A 21,420-nucleotide genomic window follows, 5' to 3' on the forward strand; every position below is an offset into this window, starting at 1 on the left:
GGCGGCCGCCGGCGGGCGCCGGGAGCGTAGGCGGCTGCCGGCCTCGGACGGGCAGGGCCGACCGTCCGGACGGTGTGCCTGGGTCGAACAGGAGGTGACGAGAGGATCCCCGTGCGCGTCCTGGTCACCGGAGCCACCGGCTACATCGGCGGTCGCCTGGTCCCCGAGCTGCTCGCTCGGGGGCACGAGGTGCGCTGCGTCGCGCGGACCCCGGACAAGCTCGACGGGCGCCCGTGGCGCGATCAGGTGGAAGTCGCCGAGTGCGACGTGTTCGACCGCCCGAGCCTCGACGCCGCGGTGGCCGGCTGTGATGCGGTGTACTTCCTGATCCACTCGATGGACGGCGAGGACGCCTTCGCCGAGCGCGACCGGCAGGCCGCGGCCAACGTGCGCGACGCGTGCGCCGCCGCCGGGGTGTCCCGTATCGTCTACCTCGGTGGGCTCGGGGACGAGGACGATGACCTCTCCGAGCACCTGCGGTCGCGCCACGAGGTCGGCGCGGTCCTCGCCGACGGGCCGGTCCCGGTCACCGAGCTGCGCGCGGCGATCATCATCGGCTCCGGCAGCGCCTCGTTCGAGATGCTGCGCAACCTCGTCGAGGTCCTACCGGTGATGACCACCCCGCGGTGGGTGGGGACCCGGGTGCAGCCGATCGGTGTGCGTGACGTCCTCCACTACCTGTGCGAGGTCCTGGAGGTCGATCGGACCGCCGGGCAGGTCATCGGCGTCGGTGGGCCGGACGTGATGAGCTACCAGGAGCTGATGCAGGTCTACGCCGAGATCTCGGGCCTCGGCCGGCGCCTGATCGTCCCCGTCCCGGTGCTCACCCCGGGCCTGTCGTCGCTCTGGATCGGGCTCGTCACGCCGCTGCCGCCCGGCCTGGCCCGGCCGCTGGTCGAGAGCCTGGTCAACGAGGTGGTGGTCCGAGGCGACACGGCCGACCGCCTGATGCCCCACGAGACCCTCCCGTTCCGCGAGACGGTGCGGTTGGCCCTGGAGCGCGTTCAGGACCTGGACGTGGCCACCACCTGGGCGGGCGCGACACGCGCCCGGCGCGACGGTTCGCCCGACCCGGAGGACCCGCAGACCAGCGATCCGGGCTGGTCGGGCGGGACGGTCTTCACCGACCGACGCACCGCCCGCAGCGCGGCGTCACCCGAGCAGCTGTTCGCCACGGTGTGCGAGGTCGGGGGCGATCGCGGGTACGGCCGCCGCGACTGGCTGCTGCAGGTCCGTGGGGTGGCCGACCGGATGGTCGGCGGGGTGGGCCTGCGCCGTGGCAGGCCGCACCCGTCGGAGCTGGCCGTCGGTGACCAGGTCGACTTCTGGCGGGTCGAGGCGGTCGATCGGCCGCACCTGTTGCGCCTGCGTGCGGAGATGAAGTTGCCGGGTGACGCGTGGCTCGAGTTCCGGGTGCGCCCGGCCGAGGACGGCCGCGGCAGCGTGCTCGAGCAGCTGACCCGCTTCCACCCCAAGGGGCTGTCGGGCCGGCTGTACTGGGGCGCGTCGCTGCCGCTCCACCGGCTCGGCTTCGCTTCGCTCGCTGACGAGTTGGCGGCCGACGCTGCCCGAGGGGCGGCGTCGACCGCGGGCTGACGTCACGGCCCGTCGCGTGCGGCCGCCGGGACGACCGCCAGCGCGATGGTTCCGCGCAGGCCCGCGGCTGCGACGTCGGCGGCTGCTGCTGCCGGCACCGCGAGCCACATCGAGGTGCCGTCGAGGGCCAGCACCTCGGCCTGGTCGGCCAGCACGAGCCCCGCACCGTCCATGGCGCTGGCGATCACCTGGACGGCGGCGCCGACCTCCAGAGCGGGCACGAGCTCGGCGGGCAGCGGCACGGCGACCATCCCCGGTCCGACCACACCGCCGAGGCCGCGGTCGGTGACGTGCCCGTCGGTCAGGACCGCGCCGGCGGGCAGCGGAGCCGTCAGCGTCCCGGTCGGGTCGGTCCGTGCGCCGGACGGGGCCAGCTCACCCGGCCACCGCGCCGGCCGCAGGACCGTGTCGTCGAGCACGGTGCCGGGAGCAAGGTCCTCGGCGGCGACCAGGAGCGGGACCGGCGGGCCGTAGGGGGAGGAGACCACCCGCACGGCCGACGACGCGGCGAGCGCCAGGAGCAGGACGGCCACCACGGTGGTCCGGACCCGTGGTGTCAGACCCCACCAGCGGTCGCTGATCGCATCCAGCCACGACGGCAGGACGAGTGGGGCGCCGCCCACCTCCGGTCGGGACGGGGTGACCGACCGCGGGGGACGGGAGGAGGAGAGGCGAGGTGGGCGGCGCATGCCCGCAGGGGAGCACGACCAGGCGCCGAGGTGGCAGCGAGTCGTCCGCAGCCTGTGGACGACGGAGCGGCCCGCCACAGCCGGACGCCCTCGCACCTGGATGCTCCCCAGGCGCGCGTCCGCTCCTGACGGCGTGTCAGGACGGCGCCTGGCTCCCGCTGTCGCCGGTGAGCCGGGTGTGTGCCCGCTTCGTCATCGTGGCGTACGCCGCGGCGAGGACGTCGCCGAGCGGTCGGCCGTCGAGGGTCCGCTCCAGGGGTGCCAGGCTCCGCACGGTCGCGTCGGGGACCGTCGGTGGAACTGACGTCAGCCGAAGGTCGGACAACTCCGGACCGGCGGACCAGAAGCCCTCCGTCCGCTCCTCGATCGAGAGGACCACGGCCTGTTCGATCGGCGTCCACGGATCGTCCTCGTACGGCTCGGCCCGGGCAAGCTGCTCGGTGCCGCGGAGCGCCCGGAGGTGGCCGAGCAGCTCGTCACGGTCGCGGCCCCGCCACCGCAGCATCAGGAACGGGTCCTCGTCGAACGCTTCGGCCAGCAGGTAGTACATCGCGGCCAGGTGCTTGCACGGGTTGGCCCAGTCGGGACACGAACACGTGGTGGTGAGCTCGGCGGCGCCGGATGGGAACAGCCCGGTCGAGCATGCTTCGAACGCGTCCTCGATGTCGATCGGCATCTCCCCCGCCAGCAGCTTGGCGAGGAAGGAGGCCCGCTCCGCCATCGCCTCCTCGGCCAGCTCCCAGTCGGCTTCGGACAGCCGGTCCAGCGCGATCCGGGCGTCGTACGGCCGTGCCCGCGAACCTTGGACCCGCGCGGTGACGGCCCCAGGCTGGACCTCGAGGGAGATGACCTGGCCCTTGCGGGCGTAGGTCCGTCCACGGTCGAGCCGTCCGCCGATGCCGAGCGACTCGAGGACCTCCAGGAACCGTCGCGACCACCAGCTGGCGCCGATCGCACCGCGACGGCTGCGTGCACGGATGCCCCCCTCGACCGGGATCGGTGGGGACGACGGCGGGAAGCGGTCCGCCCAGGGGTCACGACGCCGCGGCATCGCGCACCTCCTCGTCCTCGACGACCGCGTCCGACCCGAGGGCGATCACCTCGCGCAGTTCGTCGGTGGACAGCTCGGTGAGCCAGCTCTCGCCGGCGCCGACGACGCGCTCGGCCAGGTCCTTCTTGTGCTCGATCAGCGCCGCGATGCGCTCCTCCAGCGTCCCGGCACACACCAGCTTGCGCACCACCACGTCACGGCGCTGGCCGATACGGAACGCCCGATCTGTGGCCTGGTCCTCGACGGCCGGGTTCCACCACCGGTCGAAGTGGACGACGTGGCTGGCCGCGGTGAGGTTCAGGCCGACACCGCCGGCCTTGAGCGACAGCAGGAACACGCTCGGACCCCCGTCGGCCTGGAAGGCGGCGACGGTCCGGTCGCGCTCGGCCTTGCTCATCCCACCGTGGAGGAACAGCACGTCACGGCCGAGCCGCTCGCGCAGGTGACGCTGCATCCGTCCACCCCACCGCGCGAACTGGGTGAACACCAGCACCTTCTCCCCCGAGGCGAGGACCTCGTCGACCACCTCCTCGAGCCGGTCGAGCTTGCCGGACCGGCCCGGGAGGGGCGAGCCGTCGCCGAGCAGGTGGGCCGGGTGGTTGCAGACCTGCTTGAGCCGCAGCATCGTCTGCAGCACCAACCCGCGCCGCTCGATCCCCTCGGTCTCCTCGATGCGCTGGAGCATGTCCTCGACGACCGCGGCGTAGAGGCTGCCCTGCTCGCGGGTCAGGCGGCACGCCTCGTCGAACTCGAGCTTGTCCGGCAGGTCGGTGATGATCGACCGGTCGGTCTTGGTCCGCCGGAGCACGAACGGCTGGGTGATCCGGCGCAGACGCTCCGCGGCGTCGTCGTCGTGCAGCTTCTCGATGGGGACCGCGAACCGCTCGCGGAACACCTTCTGGTTCCCGAGCAGCCCGGGGTTGCAGAAGTCCATGATCGACCACAGCTCGGTGAGGCGGTTCTCGACCGGTGTGCCGGTCAGCGCGAGGCGGCTCGGGGCGTCGAGCGCCCGGATCGCGCGGCTCTGGCGCGCCGCGGGGTTCTTGATGTTCTGCGCCTCGTCGAGCGCGATCCGGCGCCAGGCGGTCGTGGTGAGGTCCGTCTGGTCGCGGGCGGCGAGGTGGTAGGTGGTCAGGACCAGGTCCGCGCGGCGCGCCTCGGCGGCCAGGTCCTCGCCACGCACCCGATCGGGGCCGTGGTGCACCAGGACGCGTAGGGACGGGGCGAACCTCGCCGCTTCGCGCTGCCAGTTCCCGACGATCGACATCGGACAGATCAGCAGCGTCGGCGCCGGCCACCGCTTCGAACGTCGGGTGATGCCGCTGCGTTCGTGGAGGAGGAGGGCGAGCAGCTGGATGGACTTGCCGAGGCCCATGTCGTCGGCGAGGCAGCCGCCGAGGCCGACGCTCTCGAGGAAGGCCAGCCAGGCCAGGCCGCGCTCCTGGTAGGGGCGCAGCTGACCCTCCAGCCTGTCGGGGGTGGGCAACGCTTCGAGCTGCGGGTCCGCATCGCCCTCGAGGAGTGCACCGAGCGGTCCGTCGGCCGCGACGCCGGCGAAGTCGAGGTCGGTGTCCGCCTCGGCGACACCGAGACCGAGCCGTGCCGCCTCGGCGACCGTCATCTCACCGCCCGGCTGCTCGGCGAGGAGGCGCACAGCAGCGGCGAGATCCTCCTCGCCGAGGTGGACCCAGCGGCCACGCAGACGCACCAGCGGCGCCTTGAGGCGCGCCAGCTCCGCCAGCTCCTGCTCGGTCAGGCTCTGGTCGCCGATCGCGACCTCCCAGCGGTAGTCGACGATCCCCTCGTAGCCGAGCAGCCCGGAGCCGTCAGCCGGCTGCGAACCGGTCGACCGGGACGAGGTCCGCAGGCGTGCACCGAGACGCGTCGGGTGCCGCAGCTCCTCGGGGACGAGCACGCCGAAGCCCGCCTGCTCGAGCAGCCCGGCCGTCTCGCCGACGAAGGCGATCACCTCGTCGAGGTCCAGCTCGAGCGCCTCGGGCCGGGCCGCGCCGAGTGCCCGGTCGAGCGCCGGGTAGAGGCGGGCCGCCCGCCCGAGGTCGCCGAGCAGCCGCTCCTCGGGGGACTCGAGGGTCCGGTCGAGGAAGCCCTGGGTCGTCGGCGAACGCCACAGGTCCGCGGCCAGCACGATCAGGCTGGGGTCGTCGGCTGCCTGGAGGGCGAGTTCGAGCCGCCAGCCCTCCGGGGCCTCGACCTGCCCCTCGTCGGCATCCTCGGTGCTGTCGGAGGGTGGGCTCAGCCGGAAGGCAGCCCGGAGCGCAGCCGCCTGCTGCCCGGACTGGTGCCAGGCCGCCACCTCCTCGGCCAGCTGCCGCAGCTCGTCGACGTCGGCGTGATCGACCACGGGATCGTCGTCGGTCAGCGCGCGGACCCACGCCGCCTCACCCCCCGGTCGTCGCGCCGGGGTGCCGGCGTGCTGGTCGGTGAGGGCGCACCGGCAGGCGGCGTCGACGAGCTGCTCGACCACCTCGCGCAGGACCGTCCCGGCCGGGCGCTCGGTCTCGCCGGCAGCGGCCAGCAGCGCGGGTGGCAGGGCTGGGACGAGCGCCGCGAGCCGGCGGCGTTCGGCGGGGCCGACCACGGGCAGCCACCGCCCCTCGTAGCGACCGGCGCGTTGCACGAGCCCCGGGACCACACGGCCACGCGCGGCGAGCTCCAACGCGAGCGAGGCCACCGTGGCCGCCGCGTGGAGGGAAGCGCCGGGACGCGCGTCAGGCGGCGGGTCGGTCGGGATCGCGAGGAGCAGATCGAGGGCGTCGGCGCCGGCGACCTCGATGGCGTCGACCCGCCACGAGCGGAGGCTCCGTGCGTCCTCGCCGACATCGCTCGCGCCGGGCAGGCCCGGTGACGGCAGGGGCGAGGTCGCGCTGGTCGGTAGCACGATCTCGGTCTCGGTGACCCGGAGCGCGTCGAGGTGTTCGAGGCCGGTGAGGTGGCCCGCGGCGTCGAGCAGCTCGGACCTGCGGACCGCGTACGGGTGTCGTCGTGCCCGGCCGTCGACCGGCGCTCGTCCGCGCGGCTGGGGGAGCCGCCCACCGGTCAACGGCCGCTCACCCCAAAGGAGGAGGTGACCATCGCTCCAGACCGCGTGCAGGACCGTCACCCAGGCACCTCGCTCCGCGGAGCCCCGCCGGTGGGGTCAGGCGCTCTTGGCGTCCGAAGTGGTGCTCGAGGACGACGCGGACGTGGCGGCGGTGGAGGACGAGCTCGAGTCGGACGAGCTGGTGTCGGACGTCCCGCTGTCGGAGGACCCGGACGTGCGGCTGTCGGACGTGCCGCTGTCGGACGAGCCCGAGGAGGTGGTGCTGGCGCCCTTCGAGCTGCCGGCGTAGTCCTTCACGTGCCAGCCGGAGCCCTTGAAGATGATCCCGGCCGCGCTGAAGACCTTGCGCAGCTGACCCTCGCAGCTCGGGCACTCGGTCAGCGCGTCGTCCTTGAACGACTGCACGACCTCGAGGTGCTGACCACAGCTGCGGCACGCGTACTCGTAGGTGGGCACGTGAGGACCTCCGTGGGACGGGCCGACGACGGACCGGTGGCGGGCCGGTGGGCCGTGGCGGGTGTTCGCACTCGGCGGGCGAGAGTGCCAGCTACGGGAGGATGCCCGGTCGTCGCGGTCCTCGCAAGACCGGGGACCGCTCGCCGCTCAACCTTCCTCGACGGGGCGTGCCCCGGTCCGGTAGGTGCCGCGGTCGGTGACCACCAGGTCCAGGGGGAGGTCGTGGTCCTCGCGGGGGACGCTCGGCACGAGCTGGCAGGCGAAGCTCACGCCGATACGGACGGTGTGCGGCTGCAGGCGGGCCAGCAGCCGGTCGTAGTGGCCGCCGCCCTGGCCGAGCCGGCCACCGTTGGGGTCGAACGCGACGCCGGGGACCACGATCACGTCGAGCTGTTCGGGGTCGACCGAGGGTCCCGTGGGTTCGGCGATCCCCCGGAAGCCCGCCACGAGGGGCGAGGTCGACGTGCTGGCGACCAGATCGAGGTCGTCACCCACGACCCGGGGCAGTAGGGTCCGCGCCCCGGCGGCGCGCACGCGGTCCGCGAAGCCCGTGAGGTCGACCTCGCCCCGGTGGGCGGCGTAGAGGCCGACCGTCCTGACCGATCGCAGCTCGGGGAGGCGCCAGAGTCGTTCCTCGGCGGCGGCGGACGCCACCGCACGGTCGGTGGCCGAGAGCTGGTCGCGGGCCAGGCGGATCGCCCGGCGGAGCGCCGACTTGCGCGCACGGGTCAGCGCGACGTCGCCGTCGGCGCCACCTGCGTGCGGCCCGCCCTGCGCCTCCACCTCACCCCTGCCCGCCGGGATCGCCCAGCTCGGCCGCCAGCGTACGGCCGGCCGGGCCGTCGCGGCCCCGGGAACCGCGACACCGGGCAGTAGGCTCCGGCGAACGTCACCCGCTCCCGGCTCGTCGAAGGTCACCGTGTGGTCAGCAAGGCCGTCCTGCCCGTCGCCGGCCTCGGGACCCGGTTCCTGCCGGCCACCAAGGCCGTCCCGAAGGAGCTGCTGCCGGTGGTCGACCGACCGGCCATCCAGTACATCGTCGAGGAGTGCGCCCGGGCCGGGCTCGACGACGTGCTGCTGGTGACGGCCTCCGGCAAGAGCACCATCGAGGACCACTTCGACCGGCTGCTCGACCTCGAGGCCGCGCTCGAGGACAAGGGCAAGACCGACGACCTCGCGGCGGTCCGTGACCTGGCCGACCTGGTCAGCATCCACAGCGTGCGGCAGGGGGAGGCGCTCGGCCTCGGGCACGCGGTCCTCCAGGCCGAACACCACGTGGGCGACGAGAGCTTCGTGGTCTGCCTGGGCGACGACATCGTCGACCCGCGCACGCCCTTCCTCGAGCGCATGATCGCCGCCCACCACCGCACCGGGGTCGCCGTCGTCGCGTTGATGGAGGTGCCCGAGGACCAGGTGCACCTCTACGGGGTCGCGGACGTCACACCGGGGGACGAGCCCGGCGAGTACCGCATCTCGGAGCTGGTCGAGAAGCCGCCGGTCGACGAGGCGCCGTCCAACCTCATCGTCGTCGGGCGCTACGTGCTGCCCGGCAGCATCTTCCCGGTCCTGCACGACACCCCGCCCGGCCGCGGCGGCGAGATCCAGTTGACCGATGCGCTCCAGACCTTGGCCGCCGACGAGCCAATCGTCGGTATCGTGCTCGACGCACCGAGGCACGACACCGGGGACAAGCTGGGCTTCCTCAAGGCGACCGTGGAGCTCGCGGCCATCCGTGAGGACCTCGGCCCCGACTTCGTCGCCTGGCTGCGCGAGTGGCTCGAGACGCAGCCGTGAGCAGCCGCCGATCGGAGGTCCGGACGTGAGCGGGTTCGTCGGGCGCGGCCGTCACGATGTGGTGACGGCGGACGAGATGACCAGCGTCGAGGATCACCTCGACGCGCTGCTCGACCTGCTGCCGCAGACCGATCCGATCGAGCTGCGCGTCCTCGACTCGGTCGGGCTCGTCCTGGCCGAGGACGTCGTCAGCCGGGTGTCGCTGCCCGCCTTCCCCAACAGCGCGATGGACGGGTACGCGGTCGTCGCCTCGGACCTCAGCGACGCCTCGATCGGCCAGCCGGTCCAGCTGCCGGTCATCGGCGAGATCGCGGCCGGCGACAGCGACATCCCCCAGATCTCGCCCGGTCGGTGCGTGCGCATCATGACGGGTGCGCCCATCCCGGTGGGTGCCGACACGGTCGTCCCGGTCGAGACCACCTCCGGCGAGCACGACCGGGTCAGCTTCCACCGGCCGTACACGCCGGGCTCCAACGTGCGGCGCGTCGGTGAGGACCTCGCGCCGGGCCAGCCGCTGGTCGCTGCCGGGCGACGCATCACCCCGGCCGACGTCGCCCTCCTGGCCAACGCCGGTCAGGTGCGCGTCCCCTGCAACCCGCCACCGCGGGTCGTGGTGCTGGCGACCGGCGACGAGCTGGTCCCGGCCGACCAGACGCCCGGTCCCGGCCAGATCCGTGACGGCAACGGCCCGATGATCGCGGCCCTGGTCCGGCAGGCGGGAGCGACGCCCTTCAGCGGCGGCATCGTGCGTGACGACCGCAAGGCGCTGATGTACGCCCTCGACTCCAACCTCGGTCACGCCGACCTCGTGGTCTGCACGGGCGGGGCGTCGGCCGGGACCCGCGACCTGCTCCCCGAGGTGATCGGCGCCCTCGGCGAGGTGACCACCGCGAAGGTCGCGATGCAGCCCGGGATGCCGCAGATCCTCGGCCGCGTCCGTGACGTGCCGATCGTCGGGTTGCCGGGCAACCCGGTGTCGGCGTTCGTCTCGTTCGAGGTGTTCGTCCGGCCGGCGCTGCGCACGATGCAGGGACGCCGCGACGTCGCCCGCCCGCGGGTCCGCGCCGAGGTCACCGAGACGCTCACCTCGCCGCCCTACAAGCGCTCGTTCCTGCGGGTGCGCCTCGCCCACACCGAGGGGCGCTGGACCGCGTCCTCCACGGGGGGGCAGGGCTCGCACCTGGTGTCGTCGATCGCCCTGGCCGACGGCCTCGCGATCATCCCCGAGGACGTGACCACGGTGGAGCCTGGCACCCAGGTCGACGTCCAGTTGCTGGTCGACTGATGTCGGACGACGGCGAGGACCTGACCCACCTGGACGCCCACGGCCACGCGCGGATGGTGGACGTCGGCGACAAGCCGGTGACGGCGAGGACCGCGGTCGCCGAGGGCCGTGTGGTGATGGCGCCGGCGACGGCGCGGCGGCTGCTCGACGGCGACCTGCCGAAGGGCGACGCGTTCCCGGTCGTCCGCATCGCGGGGATCCAGGCCGCCAAGCGCACACCCGAGCTGCTGCCGCTGTGCCACCAGGTGGCCCTCAGCTCGGTCGACGTCGACGTCACGGTCGACGCCGACGGTGGGGTGGTCACGATCACGGCCACCGCCGTGGCCGCCGACCGGACGGGCATCGAGATGGAGGCGCTGACGGCGGTGTCGGTCGCGGCGTTGACCCTCTACGACCTCGTGAAGGCCGTGCAGAAGGACGTTCGCATCACCGACGTCCGCCTGCGGCGCAAGACCGGCGGGCGCTCCGGCGACCTCGATCTGCCGTAGTCCGCGGCCCCTGCCCAGGGTCGTCAGGTGCGCGTCGTGCCCCGCCGGTCCTGGCGTCGCCCGCTGTTCGCACACGGGCCAGGTGGAAGTTCCCGCACGGCTACCTTCCCGCGGGTGGTCCCGGGTGCTTCGAGGCACCAGGGGGCCGGTGTTACCGTCGCGACGGCGCGGCCCCGACGACGCTCCGGGCCCCGCGCGGAAGGCGACGAGTGCACCGGGACACCGAGGTGGTGGGGTGAACGAAGCGCTGGTGCTGCTGGTCCTGCTCTGGGCCGCTCTGTTGGTCCCGTCGGCTCTGCGGTCACGGAACGGCTCGCCGCACGCGACCGTGGGAGGGTTCGAACGCGCGATGGACGTCCTCAAGACCCCGACCCAGCGCTCCGGCAGCCGTGCGCTGCTGGTGCCCGGTGACGCCGGCCGCATCGTCGACCACGTCGGCATCGCGCCGGTCGAGGAGCCGCGGCCGGTCCGGCGCGAGGATCCTCGGGTGATGGCGCGCCGGACCTGGTTCCTGCGGCTGGTCGCCGGCACCGGCGTGTCGGTCGCGCTCGCGGTCGTGTTCGGTGGCGCGCTGTGGGCGATCGCCGTGCTGTCGCTGTCGGCAACCGGCACCTACGTCGCCCTCCTGCGCCGCTGGAAGCTCCAGGCCGATCAGGTCCGCAGCGTGGTGCGCCGGCTCGAGGCCGATCAGGCACCGCGTCAGGTCCCCGTCGGCGCCGCGGTCGGCGAGTCGTCGGTGCGGTTGCGCCGCTGGGACGGCTGACGTGGCCGAGGCGGGTCCCCCGCCGGCGGCGGGCGACCTGCTCGCGCTGAGCGACCCCGTACGGGTCCGCTTCGTCGCGCGGCACGAGGCACGTGAGGCAGCGCTGGCCGCGTCGCGTGACGCCATCCGCGCGGCGGCCAACGCCATCCGTGCCGTGCACCGCACCGAGCTCGACCGAGCCGACGCGCTCATCGCCGACGCCCGGGCCCACCTCGACGCCGCGGTGGCGGCGAGCTCGCCCTTCCCCGAGGTGCTGCACGCCGGGTTCGTCCCGGATGCCGCCAAGGAGGTCGCCGAGGCCGTGCTCACCCGCGCCGCCTGCACCGGCGCCGCGCTGCCGGGCCCCGAGGCGGTCGGGGTCGACGACGCATCGTGGCTGCACGGGCTGGCCGAGACGGTCGGTGAGCTGCGGCGGTCGTGCCTCGACCGGGTCCGCGACGGCGACCTCGCCGCGGCCGAGGCCCGGCTCGACACGATGCAGGAGATCCTGTCGGCGCTGGTCACGATCGATGCGCCGGACGGGTTGACGCGGGGCCTTCGTCGGGCGACGGACGCGGCGCGGGCGATCACCGAGCGGACCCGGGGCGACCTCACCACGGCAGCCGGTCAGCGCGACCTGCGAGCGGCGCTCGACGCGCACCGCGAGACGGTCGAACGCCTCCTCGCCGACGGTCGCGGCTGACCGCACGCCCAAGGAACCACCGTCGTTCGTACGTGGGACGGCCAGCCTCGCTGCCACGCCGACCGCGCATCCGGCCGTACGGCGGCGTCGGGGGTTGCAACCGTCGGCCATCGTGGTGCGTCGTCTGTACGGGACCGTCCCGTGCACCGAGGCAGGCGAGAGGCCACCACACGTGGGTCAGCACGCCGACCGCGCCACCCCGCCGACCATCCAGCGCCGTCGCGAGTGGGGGCGGCGTTCGGTGACGGCGGTGGGCGTGCTCGTCGGGTCGCTCGTCCTGGTCGTGGTGGCCTCGGTCTGGTCCATCGACCGCAGCATCGAACGCGTCGATGTCAGCGGCCTGGGTGAGGTACCCGAGAGCGATGCGGAGTCGTCGCGTGGTGACGGCGCCGAGGCGTCCGAGGCCGAGGCGTTGACCGTGCTGGTCCTCGGGTCGGACTCGCGGGAGGACCTCACACCCGAACAGCGGCGCGAGCTCGGCACGGGAGACGCTCCCGGTGAACGCACCGAGGTCATCGCGCTGACCCGCCTCGCGCCCCACGCCGAGGAGGTGCGGATGCTCAACGTGCCCCGGGACAGCGTGGTCGAACGCTGCGATGGCAGCCGGGGTCGCATCAACGCCGCCTACGAGATCGGCGAGGCCGACGGCCGCGGCGGCGCCACCTGCACGGTGGAGACCCTGACCGCTCTGACAGGTGTCACCATCGATCACGTCGTGATGGTCGACTTCGGCGGGTTCGTCGACGTCATCGACCAGCTCGGAGGCGTCTCCATGCACCTCGAGGAGCCGCTGCGTGACGACGGGTCGCACCTCGACCTGCCCGCGGGCTGCGTCGACCTCGATGGTCGGGACGCGCTGGCCTTCGTGCGCGCCCGGCAGCTCGACGACGACTACGGGCGCATCGCCCGCCAGCACCGCCTGATCGCCGAGGTCCGGGCCGAGCTCGCCGAGCTCGGGGTGTTCGACGACCTGCCCCAGCTGCTGCGGGTCGCCAACACCATCGCCCGGTCGGTGGAGCTCGACAGCTCGCTCGACCTGATGCGGCTCCAACAGCTCGTCCGTGAGCACCGCGACACGGTCGCCGGCGACCTCGAGGGCCGTGCCCTCCCGGGTGAGCCGACCACGATCGGTCGGGCCGAGGTGCTCGAGCTCGACGAGGCGGCCATCCCCGGCATGGTGTCGTGGCTGCTGCACGGCGACGCCGAGGCCGAGCTGTCGACGGTCGATGACGGCGCGGACGGCGGCGACGTGGGCGATGAGACGGAGGAGCGGTCCGGCGGCGAGGAGCCCACGGCCGACGAGGACGTCGACCCGTCGAACGGGCCGCAGACCCTCAGCGGCCAGGCGCCGGCGGGCACCGCGGACGGAGACGTGGGCGGCGACTGTTGACCCCGGCCAGGTGCCCGGTCGCGTGGGCGCACGCTCCGAGGCGCCGTTGGCTCCCCGGTGAGGGCGCGGCTACCATCCCGCCTCGCTCCGGCTCGCACCGGGGCGCCCGCATCCTTGGGGGTGTAGCTCAGTTCGGCAGAGCACTTCGTTCGCAACGAAGGGGCCGTCGGTTCAAATCCGATCACCTCCACCACGAGAACCGCCCCGTACGGGGCGGTTCTCTGCATTTCCGGTGAGTGATGCCCCTATGTCAACGGGGGCGAGCGTGAGGTCCGAGGGCCCGCAGGATGATCGGGTAGACCTCTCGAGCGACGTAGCGCTTCAGCCGCCGCAGAGTCTCTTTGCGGCTGTCACCGAGGGTGGTGCGTCTTGCTGCGTAGGCGCGGGTGCGCTCGTCGTGAACCAGTCGGACGCGGGCGATAGTCCACAGCGCGTGGTTGGCCTGCCGGTCGCCGCCGCGGTTGAGGCGATGCCGGATCGTCTGCCCAGATGATGCCCGGACCGGCGTAGCACCACAGAGCGCGGCGAACGCTCCTTCGCAGTGCAGCCGATCGGGGTTGGCGCCTGCTGTGACGAGCAGTTGGGCGGCGCTGATCACCCCGATGCCGGGCCGCTCGAGCAGCTCCGGCACATGGTTCTGGACCAGCTCGCCCAGGGCCCGTTCGAGCTCGCCGATCTCCTCGGTGAGCAGCAGCCATCGGCGCGCGAGCGATCGCATCGCCCGCTTGGTGCCGCCGGTGGGCCGGATGCGTGACGTGCGCTCGACCATGCGCAGGGTGCGTCGATGGGTCAACCGCTGGCGTAGATCGTCGTCGACGTGCACGAGCAGGCTCCTGAGCTGGTTGGTTGCTTGAGTGCGGGCCTTGACGGCCGATCGTCGGGGTGTATGCCCGAGTCGCGCGAGGGCACTGGTGAGGTGTTGAGTCGTTTCCGGGATCGCCCATCCGGAGTCGATCGCGAGGAGGCCCTCTTCCGCCTCTATGAGGTAGAGGTTGACTGCGCGTAGCCCGTCGTGAGGCATCGGCAGGGGGATGCGATGAACGCCCGCGGCGACGGGGTAGGCCCCGGGCTCGGTCCAGTCGTCCGGCTGCTCAGGGACGGGTTGGGACGTGTCGGTCCGCTCGGGTGGCGTCGTTCCCGGGTTCGTCATGCCATCTCGAAGATCGCGGCCATGCCCTGGCCGCCGCCGATGCACATGGTCTCGAGCCCGTACCGTCCGCCGCGCCGGCGCAGTTCGAACAGCAGCGTCGTCATCATGCGCACCCCAGTGGCCGCGACGGGATGGCCGAGCGAGATGCCCGAACCGTTGACGTTGAGTCGGTCGTGGTCGTGCCATCCCCATTCGCTCAGCACGCTGAGGACCTGGGTGGCGAACGCCTCGTTCACCTCCACCAGGTCGAGGTCGTCGAACCCGAGCCCCGTTCGCGCGAACACCTTGGCGGTGGCGGGCACCGGACCGATGCCCATGTGCGCTGGATCGCATCCGGCGGCTGCCCAACCTCGTAGGTAGGCCAGTGGCTCGAGGTTCAGGTCGTCGAGAGCCTCCTCGGCGACGACCAGGCACGCGGCGGCGGCATCGTTCTGCTGCGACGCGTTGCCGGCGGTCACCACGCCGTCCGGCTGGATGCTTCGTAACCGGCTCAGCGTGACCTCCGTACTGTCAGGGCGGATGCCCTCATCCCGGTCGAAGGTCAGCACGCCACCGTGTCGTTGACGCACGTTGACCGGCACGACCTCCTCGGCGAGGCGACCATCGGCCCAAGCGGCGGCGGCACGCTGGTGGCTTCGAGCGGCGAAAGCGTCGGACTCGTCCCGGGTGATCCCGTAGCGAACCGCCAGGTTCTCGGCGGTTTCGATCATCCCGCTGATGGCCCCGTGCCGCCATTCGGGCTGCGAACGCAGTCGTCCCCTGTCGAGCCGGTCGTGAAGGTTCGTGCCACCGGAGCGCTTCCCCCAGCGGACGTCAGTGGTGTAGTGCTCGACGTTGCTCATGCTCTCGACACCGCCTGCGATGACGGCATCAGCGGAACCGGTCTGCACCATCATCGCTGCTGTCGCCACAGCCTGAAGCCCGCCTCCGCACCGCCGGTCGAGCTGGAACCCGGGTACGTGTTCGGGCAGCTCCGCGTGCAGCGCCGCCCAGCGACCCACACACGGCGTCTCGCCGTTCGGGTACGACTGCGCGAAGATGACCTCTTCGAGCCGCTCGGGGTCAACTCCAGACCGGTCGATGACCTCGCGGACCACTACGGCCACGAGATCCTCGACGGGAACGGATCGCAGCGTTCCGCCGAACGTACCGACGGCAGTCCGGACGGGGGCGACGATCGCGGCGCGTCTCATGGTGCTCCTCCGACGGTTGCAGTGATGGCGTCGAGTTGTGCGACCAGCGCAGGCCGGTGCCCTGGGTCCGCGACGGCGAGCATTCGCTCGCGCCGTTCCGGCAGGGTCAACCCACGCAGATCGGCGACACCGTGCTCGGTGACGACGATGCCGGCGTCGCTGCGCGCGGTGCTGACCGGCCCGTTGAGCTGCGCGACGACGCGGCTGTGCGCACCGGCCGTCGACGGAAGCGCTGTGATCGGTACGCCCCCGGCCGAACGGTGCGCCCCGCGGATGAAGTCCACGGCGCCACCGATAGCACCGAGGTAGGCCCCGCGAACGCTCTCGGAGTTGACCTGGCCGCTCACATCGACCTCGAGCGCGGCATTGATGGCTACGAACCGGTGCTGGGCAGCGAGGACGTCGGCATCGTGGGTGTAGGCGGTGGCGCATAGCCGGATGTCGGGACGGCCGTCCGCGAATGCGAACAGACGTTCGGTTCCCATCAGGGTCCCCGCGACCGTGACCTTCCTGTCGACGGTCTTGCGGGTGCCGTTGATCACACCTGCCTCCATCAGATCTGCGACGGCGTCACCGATCATCCCAGAGTGCACGCCGAGGTCGCGGTGCCCCGACAACTCGCGGAGGATCGCGCTCGGCAACGAGCCCAACCCGAACTGCAAGGTGGCGCCGTCAGGGATGAGTTCGGCAACGTGTGCAGCGATCCGCTGCTCTGCGGGAGAGGAATCACGCGCCGGTAGCACCAACGGGGTTCGCGACGTGGGGACGACCACGTCGATCCGGTCGGCGGGGATGCGATGGCCACCAACGTTCCGGGGGACACGGTCGCTGACCTCAGCTATGACGACGCGAGCGCCATCGATAGCGGCGCTCAGGTACTCGTCCGCAACCGCCAGCGGGTAGCAGCCGCTCTCGTCCGGGGGAGCCGTGAGCAGCAGGAGGACATCGATCCGCAGCGACCCCGTTGCGAACAACTGAGGGAGGGCGGAGTAGTGGACGGGCAGGAGGTCCAGGGCTCCGGCCGCGTCGAGTTCGCGGTTCGGGCCGCTTCCGCAGTACGACACGAACGACACGACGTCGGTGTGCTCGGGGCCACAGGTGTCCGAGGCGGGAAGACCGAGGAAGCAACGGAACGGGCCGATGGCGTGGCGCTGCTCCATGAGTAGTCGAGTCAGCGGCAACGGTTCCGCGCAGGCCTGCCCCCACAGGACCGTATCTCCCTCCCGGACATGTGCGGCCAGATCGAGGTCGTCCAGCAGTATGTGCTGAGGGCCTCTCACCGGCCGGCTCGCGCTGTCGTCCCGGTCACGCGCTGCAGGTTCCCAGCCGCACCGGCGGCGAGGTCCCAACCGTCCTCGTGCCGCCAGCCGACCACCTCGACGGTCTCACGGTCGTAGACCGGCTGGGGGGCGCGCCACGTGAACCACGAGATCGGCCGGGGGTCATGGCGCCTCGGGAGCTCGAGCAAGAGCAAGGCGAGAAGGGGGCCGTGGACCACGAGGCCAGGGTGCCCCTCGACCTGCTCCGCGTACGGGCGGTCGTAGTGGATACGATGGGCGTTGTTCGTCAAGGCGCTGAAACGGAACAGCAGCCGTGGATCCGGCCTCACGGTCAAGCTGCGGTCGGCCGAAGGCGGCGCCTGCTCGGCGGACCGCGCGATCGACACATCATCTCGGCGGGTTCGGGCGACGTCCGCGGCGCGGCGGTAGACGAGATCCTGTTCCTCGCTGATGCGCAGTTGCCCAGCGACTGCAAGCTCGTGACGGACGGTCAGGAGGAGCAACGGCCCAGTCCGCCCGATATGGGTGTTGACGTGAACGAGGCTGGACCGTCGCGTGACGTGTTCCCCGCAGCGCAGAGGTTCGTGAACCTCGAGCCGACCGCCACCGAACATCCTCCGCCGATCGGGCAGCGGCGGGGTGAAGGACGCTGCCTCGGGATGGCCATCCTCTCCTAGAGTCGATTGTCGGTACGCGGGCGCGAAGAGGAACCAGTGCCACAGCGGAGGTAGCGGGTCGCCATCTGCCTGCACCACCGGTGGCTGGTCGAGGATCGCGGAGAACAGCGCCGGCGGTTGCGCGGTCACGACGTCCTCGGCGTACTGATCCGCGGGACGCCAGGATCGTTCGATCTCCTCGAACGCGGCGGGGATCGCGATCTCGCTCACGGGACCCGGTTCCGGCCCACCAGCTGACGGGCGATCACCGAGCGGAGGATCTCGTTGGTCCCCTCGCCTACGATCATCAGCGGTGCATCACGGAAGTACCTCTCGACGTCGAACTCGGTCGAGTAGCCGTATCCGCCGTGGATTCGGACGCTGTCTAGCGCGATTCGCATGGCGACCTCGCTGGCGAACAGCTTGGCCATGCCGGCTTCCATGTCCGCACGGCGACCGCCGTCGATCGCGTGGGCTGCATCGAAGGTCAGTAGTCGCGCGGCCCGCAGCTCGGTCGTCATGTCGGCGAGGTAGTTCCCGACGGACTGGTGTTGCCAGATCGGCTTGCCGAAGGTCTCGCGTTCCTGGGCGTACCGCAGCGCGGCGTCCATGGCGGCCTGGCCGACCCCTAAGGCCCGTGCCGCTACCTGGATGCGGCCGACCTCCAGCCCTCTCATCATCTGTCGGAACCCGGCCCCCTCGTCGCCACCAAGCACTGCATCAGCTGGCACTCGGACATCGTCGAAGACCACCTCGCACGACTCGACGCCCTTGTAGCCGAGCTTCGGCAGGTCACGAGAGACCTCGTAGCCGTGTTCCGGTTCCACCAGCAGCACGCTCACGCCCCGGTGAGGCGGCTCGGCGCTCGGGTCGGTCTTGCACAGCAGTGCGAGCAGGCCGGCCCGACGAGCGTTGGTGATCCATGTCTTGGTGCCGTTGACGACGAACTCGCCACCATCAAGCAAGGCGGTCGTGGTCATCGCTTGCAGGTCGGAGCCGCCACCTGGCTCAGTCAGCACCATGGTGGCCCTGATCTCGCCGGTCGCCAACCGTGGCAGGAAGCGATCCTGCTGCTCCTGCGTGCCGAAGGTCCGTAGGAGGTAGACCACCACGGAGTGGCCGCCCATCGCACCCGCGAGGCTCATCCACCCTCGTGCGAGCTCCTCCGTGACAGCCGCGAAGCACGCCATCGAGACGTCGGAGCCGCCGTGCTTCTCAGGGACCAGCAGGCCATAGATCCCGAGCGCCTTCATGCCTTCGATCAGCACTTCGGGGTAAGTGTCGGCGTGCTCCAACTCGCGAACGACCGGAAGCACGTCGCGGTCGACGAAGCTCCGAACCGTGTCCACGATGGTCTGTTCGACATCGTCCAGTGCGGTTAGCACCCTAATCCTCCGACGCTGACAGGAAGCGGTGGGTCATCCATCCGCCGAGAAACGCGATATGATACCATATCAGATATGTACTGTCAGCGATCTCGGTCGTGTGATGGAGGATGGCTACCTGCAACACACGGGCCGGAGCCAGGAGCTGTACAAGTGTGGGGGCGAACGTGTCATGCCCAAGGAGATCGAGGAGCTGTTGACCGCTCACCCAGGCAGCGGCCGAGCCATCGCGGTCGGCGTGCGCGGTGACCGTTGGTCGAGATCGGATGCGTGTAGATCGTCCGGGAACCCGGGCAGCAGATCGACGAGGGTGAGGTTCCTCGCCCTGTGCCGGGGACGCCTGGCTCGTTTCAAGGTGCCCAAGCACGTGATGTTCGTCGATCCGGAGGGGCTTCCGACGACCCCCGCCGGCAAGGTTCAGAAGTTCCGACTGGCCCAGGAGGCCGAGAAGCGACTCGAAGGAGCCGCCCGATGACCACGCTCGACGCCACCGACACGAACCGCTACGACCGGTTGATCCAGGAGGAGCGGGTCCACAGTTCGCTGTACACGGACCAACAGATCTTCGCGGAGGAGCTCGAACGGATCTGGTACCGCACCTGGGTCTTCGTCGGTCACGTCAGTGAGGTGCCGGAACCGAACGATTACGTCCGCAAGAACATCGGTCCGCAGGACGTGATCATGGTGCGAGGCAAGGACGGGCAGGTGCGTCTGCTGCTCAACCGGTGCACCCACCGGGCGAACCTCGTCTGCGAGGATCTGGCCGGCAATGCGGGGTCGTTCCGGTGTCCCTACCACGGCTGGACGTTCCGGAACACCGGCGAACTCATCGGCTACCCGTTCCGCGGTGGCTACGCCGAGACCCGCGACGAGCTCGACCTCGGGTTGGCCAGCCTGCCCCGTGTAGCGGAGTACGGCGGGTTCGTCTTCGGCAGCTTCGCCCAGGAGGGTCCTTCGCTTGAGGAGCATCTCGGCGATGCTGCAGGCGAGATCGACCGGCTCCTGCGGCTCGCACCTGAGGGCGAGATCGAGCTCAACGCCGGGTGGCTGAAGCACCGCACGCAGGCGAACTGGAAGCTGATCGCCGAGAACGAGACCGACGGCTACCACCCGGTCTTCGTTCATGGCTCCATCTTCAGCGTCGCTGAGAGTGGCATCGGAGATCTCTACAGCGACGCCTCCGAGGCCGTCACCCGTGATCTCGGAGGCGGTCACAGCGAGAACGACCTGCGCCCTGAGTTCCGGCGGCTCGGCAAGCCGATGGGCTGGTTCGGCACCACCGAGGACCGGCTCCCCGAGTACGTGCGCAAGATCCGCGAACGCCACGGTGAGGCGGCCGAGCAGATCCTCATCGAAGGCTCGCCACACGTGATGATCTTCCCCAACTTGTTCATCGCGGAGATCCAGGTCTTCAACATCCAGCCGCTGGCCCCGGACCTCAGCGTGCAACACGGCACGGCTATCCAGTTCAGGGGTGCGCCCGACATCAACCGGCGCATGTTGTCGCAGACGATCGGTTCCATCGGCCCCGCAGGGCTCCTTCTCGCCGATGACACCGAGATGTACGAGCGCAACCAGCGTGGGCTCGAGGTTCGTCGACCCGAGTGGCTGGAGGTCCGTCGGGGGCTGCATCGTGAACGACGGGACGAGCGGGGTCACCGCATCGGCACCGCCACCGACGAAACTGGCATGCGCGGCTTCTGGCGGCACTACCACGGGCTGATGACGGAGGCTGGGTCGTGACGGCGCCGGAGACAGAGAGCCCGGAGAGGGCCACGGTTGAGCTGCGCGAGGTCGAGGGGTTCCTCTATCGCGAGGCCCGCTTCGCCGACGAGCACGATTACGACGCGTGGGAAGCACTCTGGACCGACGACGCCATCTATTGGGTCCCGGCGAACGGTGATGAGGTCGACCCCTCCACCCAGGTGTCGGTTGTCCACGACAACCGCAGCCGTATCCGGACACGCCTCGCGCAGCTAAGGACCGGCAAACGCCACTCCCAGTCTCCGAAGTCGCGCCTTCGCCGGCTCCTCAGCAACGTCGAGCTGCTGGGGACCGATGGTGGCGACACCGTGGTCGGCGCCAACTTCGTCGTCTACGAGGCGCGCGAACGTGGGGTGACGAGCTGGGCTGGTCGGGTCACCTACCGCCTCCGCCGTGACGAAGTCGGTGAACTGCGCATGGCCTACAAGAAGGTCGAACTGGTCGACAACGAGTTCGCCCTGCCGAGCATGTCCTTCCTGATCTGATAGGGATCCCCGTGCGTGACGTCATCGGTAACGAGTTCGCGGAGGTCGAGGTCGCGGTGGATCTGGCCGGGAACGGTCCGCGCCTGCGCCTCGAGGATCTGCACACCGGGACGGTCCGGTTCCTCGATGCGCTCGAGCTCGAGACCCTGGTGCACCTGCCGGATGGCCACCTTCGGCAGCTGCTCGACCCTTCCGCGGACCGGTGGCGCGATCCCGACGAGACGTGAACCTCGAGCCGTGTCGCGCTCCCGC

General features: G+C 71.3%; 20 protein-coding genes, 1 tRNA gene and 1 pseudogene. 12 read left to right on the forward strand and 10 right to left on the reverse strand.

Annotated elements, in window-relative coordinates; translation table 11 throughout:
• The first annotated feature begins 111 nt into the window (after positions 1-111).
• Positions 112-1,596 carry an SDR family oxidoreductase gene (locus NITAL_RS08420; protein ID WP_052665720.1) on the forward strand — a complete coding sequence of 495 codons (1,485 nt, stop codon included), beginning with the start codon at positions 112-114 and terminating at the stop codon, positions 1,594-1,596.
• Between the two features lie 2 nt (positions 1,597-1,598).
• On the opposite strand, the gene NITAL_RS08425 is transcribed toward NITAL_RS08420, so the two are convergent.
• The 5 genes from NITAL_RS08425 to NITAL_RS08440 all read right to left on the reverse strand — a co-directional run bounded on the left by NITAL_RS08425 (position 1,599) and on the right by NITAL_RS08440 (position 7,636).
• A complete protein-coding gene (locus NITAL_RS08425) occupies positions 1,599-2,219 on the reverse strand; it encodes an SAF domain-containing protein (protein WP_052665722.1) in 621 nt (206 codons plus the stop codon).
• Between the two features lie 202 nt (positions 2,220-2,421).
• Positions 2,422-3,336: an SWIM zinc finger family protein gene (locus NITAL_RS08430; RefSeq protein ID WP_052665724.1), complete on the reverse strand. Its 915-nt coding sequence runs from the start codon at positions 3,334-3,336 to the stop codon at positions 2,422-2,424.
• Positions 3,320-6,457 (reverse strand): DEAD/DEAH box helicase, encoded by a 3,138-nt coding sequence (locus NITAL_RS08435; RefSeq protein WP_052665730.1) that lies wholly within the window; start codon positions 6,455-6,457, stop codon positions 3,320-3,322. Before NITAL_RS08435 ends, NITAL_RS08430 begins: the two co-directional genes overlap by 17 nt.
• 36 nt (positions 6,458-6,493) lie before the next feature.
• Positions 6,494-6,853 carry an FmdB family zinc ribbon protein gene (locus NITAL_RS26370; RefSeq protein ID WP_083441360.1) on the reverse strand — a complete coding sequence of 120 codons (360 nt, stop codon included), beginning with the start codon at positions 6,851-6,853 and terminating at the stop codon, positions 6,494-6,496.
• 147 nt (positions 6,854-7,000) lie between these two features.
• Entirely contained in the window at positions 7,001-7,636 is a 636-nt protein-coding gene (locus NITAL_RS08440) for a 5-formyltetrahydrofolate cyclo-ligase (RefSeq protein WP_052665731.1), read from the reverse strand.
• 138 nt (positions 7,637-7,774) lie between these two features.
• On the opposite strand from NITAL_RS08440, the gene galU reads away from it, so the two are divergent.
• From galU to NITAL_RS08475, 7 genes are all read left to right on the forward strand, one after another.
• Positions 7,775-8,647: a UTP--glucose-1-phosphate uridylyltransferase GalU gene (gene galU, locus NITAL_RS08445; RefSeq protein ID WP_052665732.1), complete on the forward strand. Its 873-nt coding sequence runs from the start codon at positions 7,775-7,777 to the stop codon at positions 8,645-8,647.
• A 25-nt stretch (positions 8,648-8,672) separates the two neighbouring features.
• Positions 8,673-9,932: a molybdopterin molybdotransferase MoeA gene (locus tag NITAL_RS08450; protein ID WP_052665733.1), complete on the forward strand. Its 1,260-nt coding sequence runs from the start codon at positions 8,673-8,675 to the stop codon at positions 9,930-9,932.
• Positions 9,932-10,420 (forward strand): cyclic pyranopterin monophosphate synthase MoaC, encoded by a 489-nt coding sequence (moaC, locus tag NITAL_RS08455; protein WP_052665734.1) that lies wholly within the window; start codon positions 9,932-9,934, stop codon positions 10,418-10,420. The genes NITAL_RS08450 and moaC overlap by 1 nt, the downstream gene beginning before the upstream one ends.
• Positions 10,421-10,655: 235 nt before the next feature.
• Entirely contained in the window at positions 10,656-11,183 is a 528-nt protein-coding gene (locus NITAL_RS08460; RefSeq protein ID WP_052665739.1) for a hypothetical protein, read from the forward strand.
• Between the two features lies 1 nt (position 11,184).
• Positions 11,185-11,865 (forward strand): translin family protein, encoded by a 681-nt coding sequence (locus NITAL_RS08465; protein WP_052665740.1) that lies wholly within the window; start codon positions 11,185-11,187, stop codon positions 11,863-11,865.
• Between the two features lie 112 nt (positions 11,866-11,977).
• Complete coding sequence (locus tag NITAL_RS08470; RefSeq protein WP_211262281.1) at positions 11,978-13,255, forward strand: LCP family protein; 1,278 nt, start codon at positions 11,978-11,980, stop codon at positions 13,253-13,255.
• Positions 13,256-13,371: 116 nt separating this feature from the next.
• Positions 13,372-13,448: transfer RNA gene (locus tag NITAL_RS08475), tRNA-Ala, on the forward strand.
• 57 nt (positions 13,449-13,505) lie between these two features.
• Here NITAL_RS08475 and NITAL_RS29535 read toward each other — a convergent pair.
• From NITAL_RS29535 to NITAL_RS08500, 5 genes and pseudogenes are all read right to left on the reverse strand, one after another.
• A pseudogene (locus tag NITAL_RS29535) lies at positions 13,506-13,883 on the reverse strand (transposase); the annotation flags it as partial.
• Positions 13,884-14,401: 518 nt separating this feature from the next.
• A complete protein-coding gene (locus tag NITAL_RS08485; protein WP_052665743.1) occupies positions 14,402-15,598 on the reverse strand; it encodes an acetyl-CoA C-acetyltransferase in 1,197 nt (398 codons plus the stop codon).
• Positions 15,595-16,878, reverse strand: coding sequence for an acetyl-CoA hydrolase/transferase family protein (locus tag NITAL_RS08490; protein ID WP_157041717.1), 1,284 nt, complete (start codon positions 16,876-16,878; stop codon positions 15,595-15,597). The genes NITAL_RS08485 and NITAL_RS08490 overlap by 4 nt, the downstream gene beginning before the upstream one ends.
• Positions 16,875-17,765, reverse strand: coding sequence for an HTD2 family dehydratase (locus NITAL_RS08495; RefSeq protein WP_052665746.1), 891 nt, complete (start codon positions 17,763-17,765; stop codon positions 16,875-16,877). The genes NITAL_RS08490 and NITAL_RS08495 overlap by 4 nt, the downstream gene beginning before the upstream one ends.
• A complete protein-coding gene (locus tag NITAL_RS08500) occupies positions 17,762-18,919 on the reverse strand; it encodes an acyl-CoA dehydrogenase family protein (protein ID WP_211262282.1) in 1,158 nt (385 codons plus the stop codon). Before NITAL_RS08500 ends, NITAL_RS08495 begins: the two co-directional genes overlap by 4 nt.
• A gap of 103 nt (positions 18,920-19,022) precedes the next feature.
• Between NITAL_RS08500 and NITAL_RS27125 the strand changes: the two genes are divergently transcribed.
• The 4 genes from NITAL_RS27125 to NITAL_RS08520 are packed head-to-tail and all read left to right on the forward strand — an operon-like array spanning position 19,023 to position 21,395.
• Positions 19,023-19,394, forward strand: coding sequence for an AMP-binding enzyme (locus NITAL_RS27125; RefSeq protein ID WP_211262283.1), 372 nt, complete (start codon positions 19,023-19,025; stop codon positions 19,392-19,394).
• Positions 19,391-20,662 carry an aromatic ring-hydroxylating oxygenase subunit alpha gene (locus tag NITAL_RS08510; protein WP_052665752.1) on the forward strand — a complete coding sequence of 424 codons (1,272 nt, stop codon included), beginning with the start codon at positions 19,391-19,393 and terminating at the stop codon, positions 20,660-20,662. The genes NITAL_RS27125 and NITAL_RS08510 overlap by 4 nt, the downstream gene beginning before the upstream one ends.
• A complete protein-coding gene (locus NITAL_RS08515) occupies positions 20,659-21,168 on the forward strand; it encodes an aromatic-ring-hydroxylating dioxygenase subunit beta (RefSeq protein ID WP_052665756.1) in 510 nt (169 codons plus the stop codon). The genes NITAL_RS08510 and NITAL_RS08515 overlap by 4 nt, the downstream gene beginning before the upstream one ends.
• A gap of 11 nt (positions 21,169-21,179) precedes the next feature.
• Positions 21,180-21,395 carry a hypothetical protein gene (locus NITAL_RS08520; protein WP_211262284.1) on the forward strand — a complete coding sequence of 72 codons (216 nt, stop codon included), beginning with the start codon at positions 21,180-21,182 and terminating at the stop codon, positions 21,393-21,395.
• Positions 21,396-21,420 lie beyond the last annotated feature (25 nt).

Source organism: Nitriliruptor alkaliphilus DSM 45188, assembly GCF_000969705.1.
Classification (GTDB): Bacteria; Actinomycetota; Nitriliruptoria; order Nitriliruptorales; family Nitriliruptoraceae; genus Nitriliruptor; species Nitriliruptor alkaliphilus.

Bases quoted from the DNA above. Each gene is read 5' to 3' on its own strand.
- NITAL_RS08485 (WP_052665743.1), bottom strand. From the start codon at position 15,598: ATGAGACGCGCCGCGATCGTCGCCCCCGTCCGGACTGCCGTCGGTACG.
- NITAL_RS27125 (WP_211262283.1), top strand. From the start codon at position 19,023: ATGGAGGATGGCTACCTGCAACACACGGGCCGGAGCCAGGAGCTGTAC.
- moaC (WP_052665734.1), top strand. From the start codon at position 9,932: ATGTCGGACGACGGCGAGGACCTGACCCACCTGGACGCCCACGGCCAC.
- NITAL_RS08430 (WP_052665724.1), bottom strand. From the start codon at position 3,336: ATGCCGCGGCGTCGTGACCCCTGGGCGGACCGCTTCCCGCCGTCGTCC.
- NITAL_RS08510 (WP_052665752.1), top strand. From the start codon at position 19,391: ATGACCACGCTCGACGCCACCGACACGAACCGCTACGACCGGTTGATC.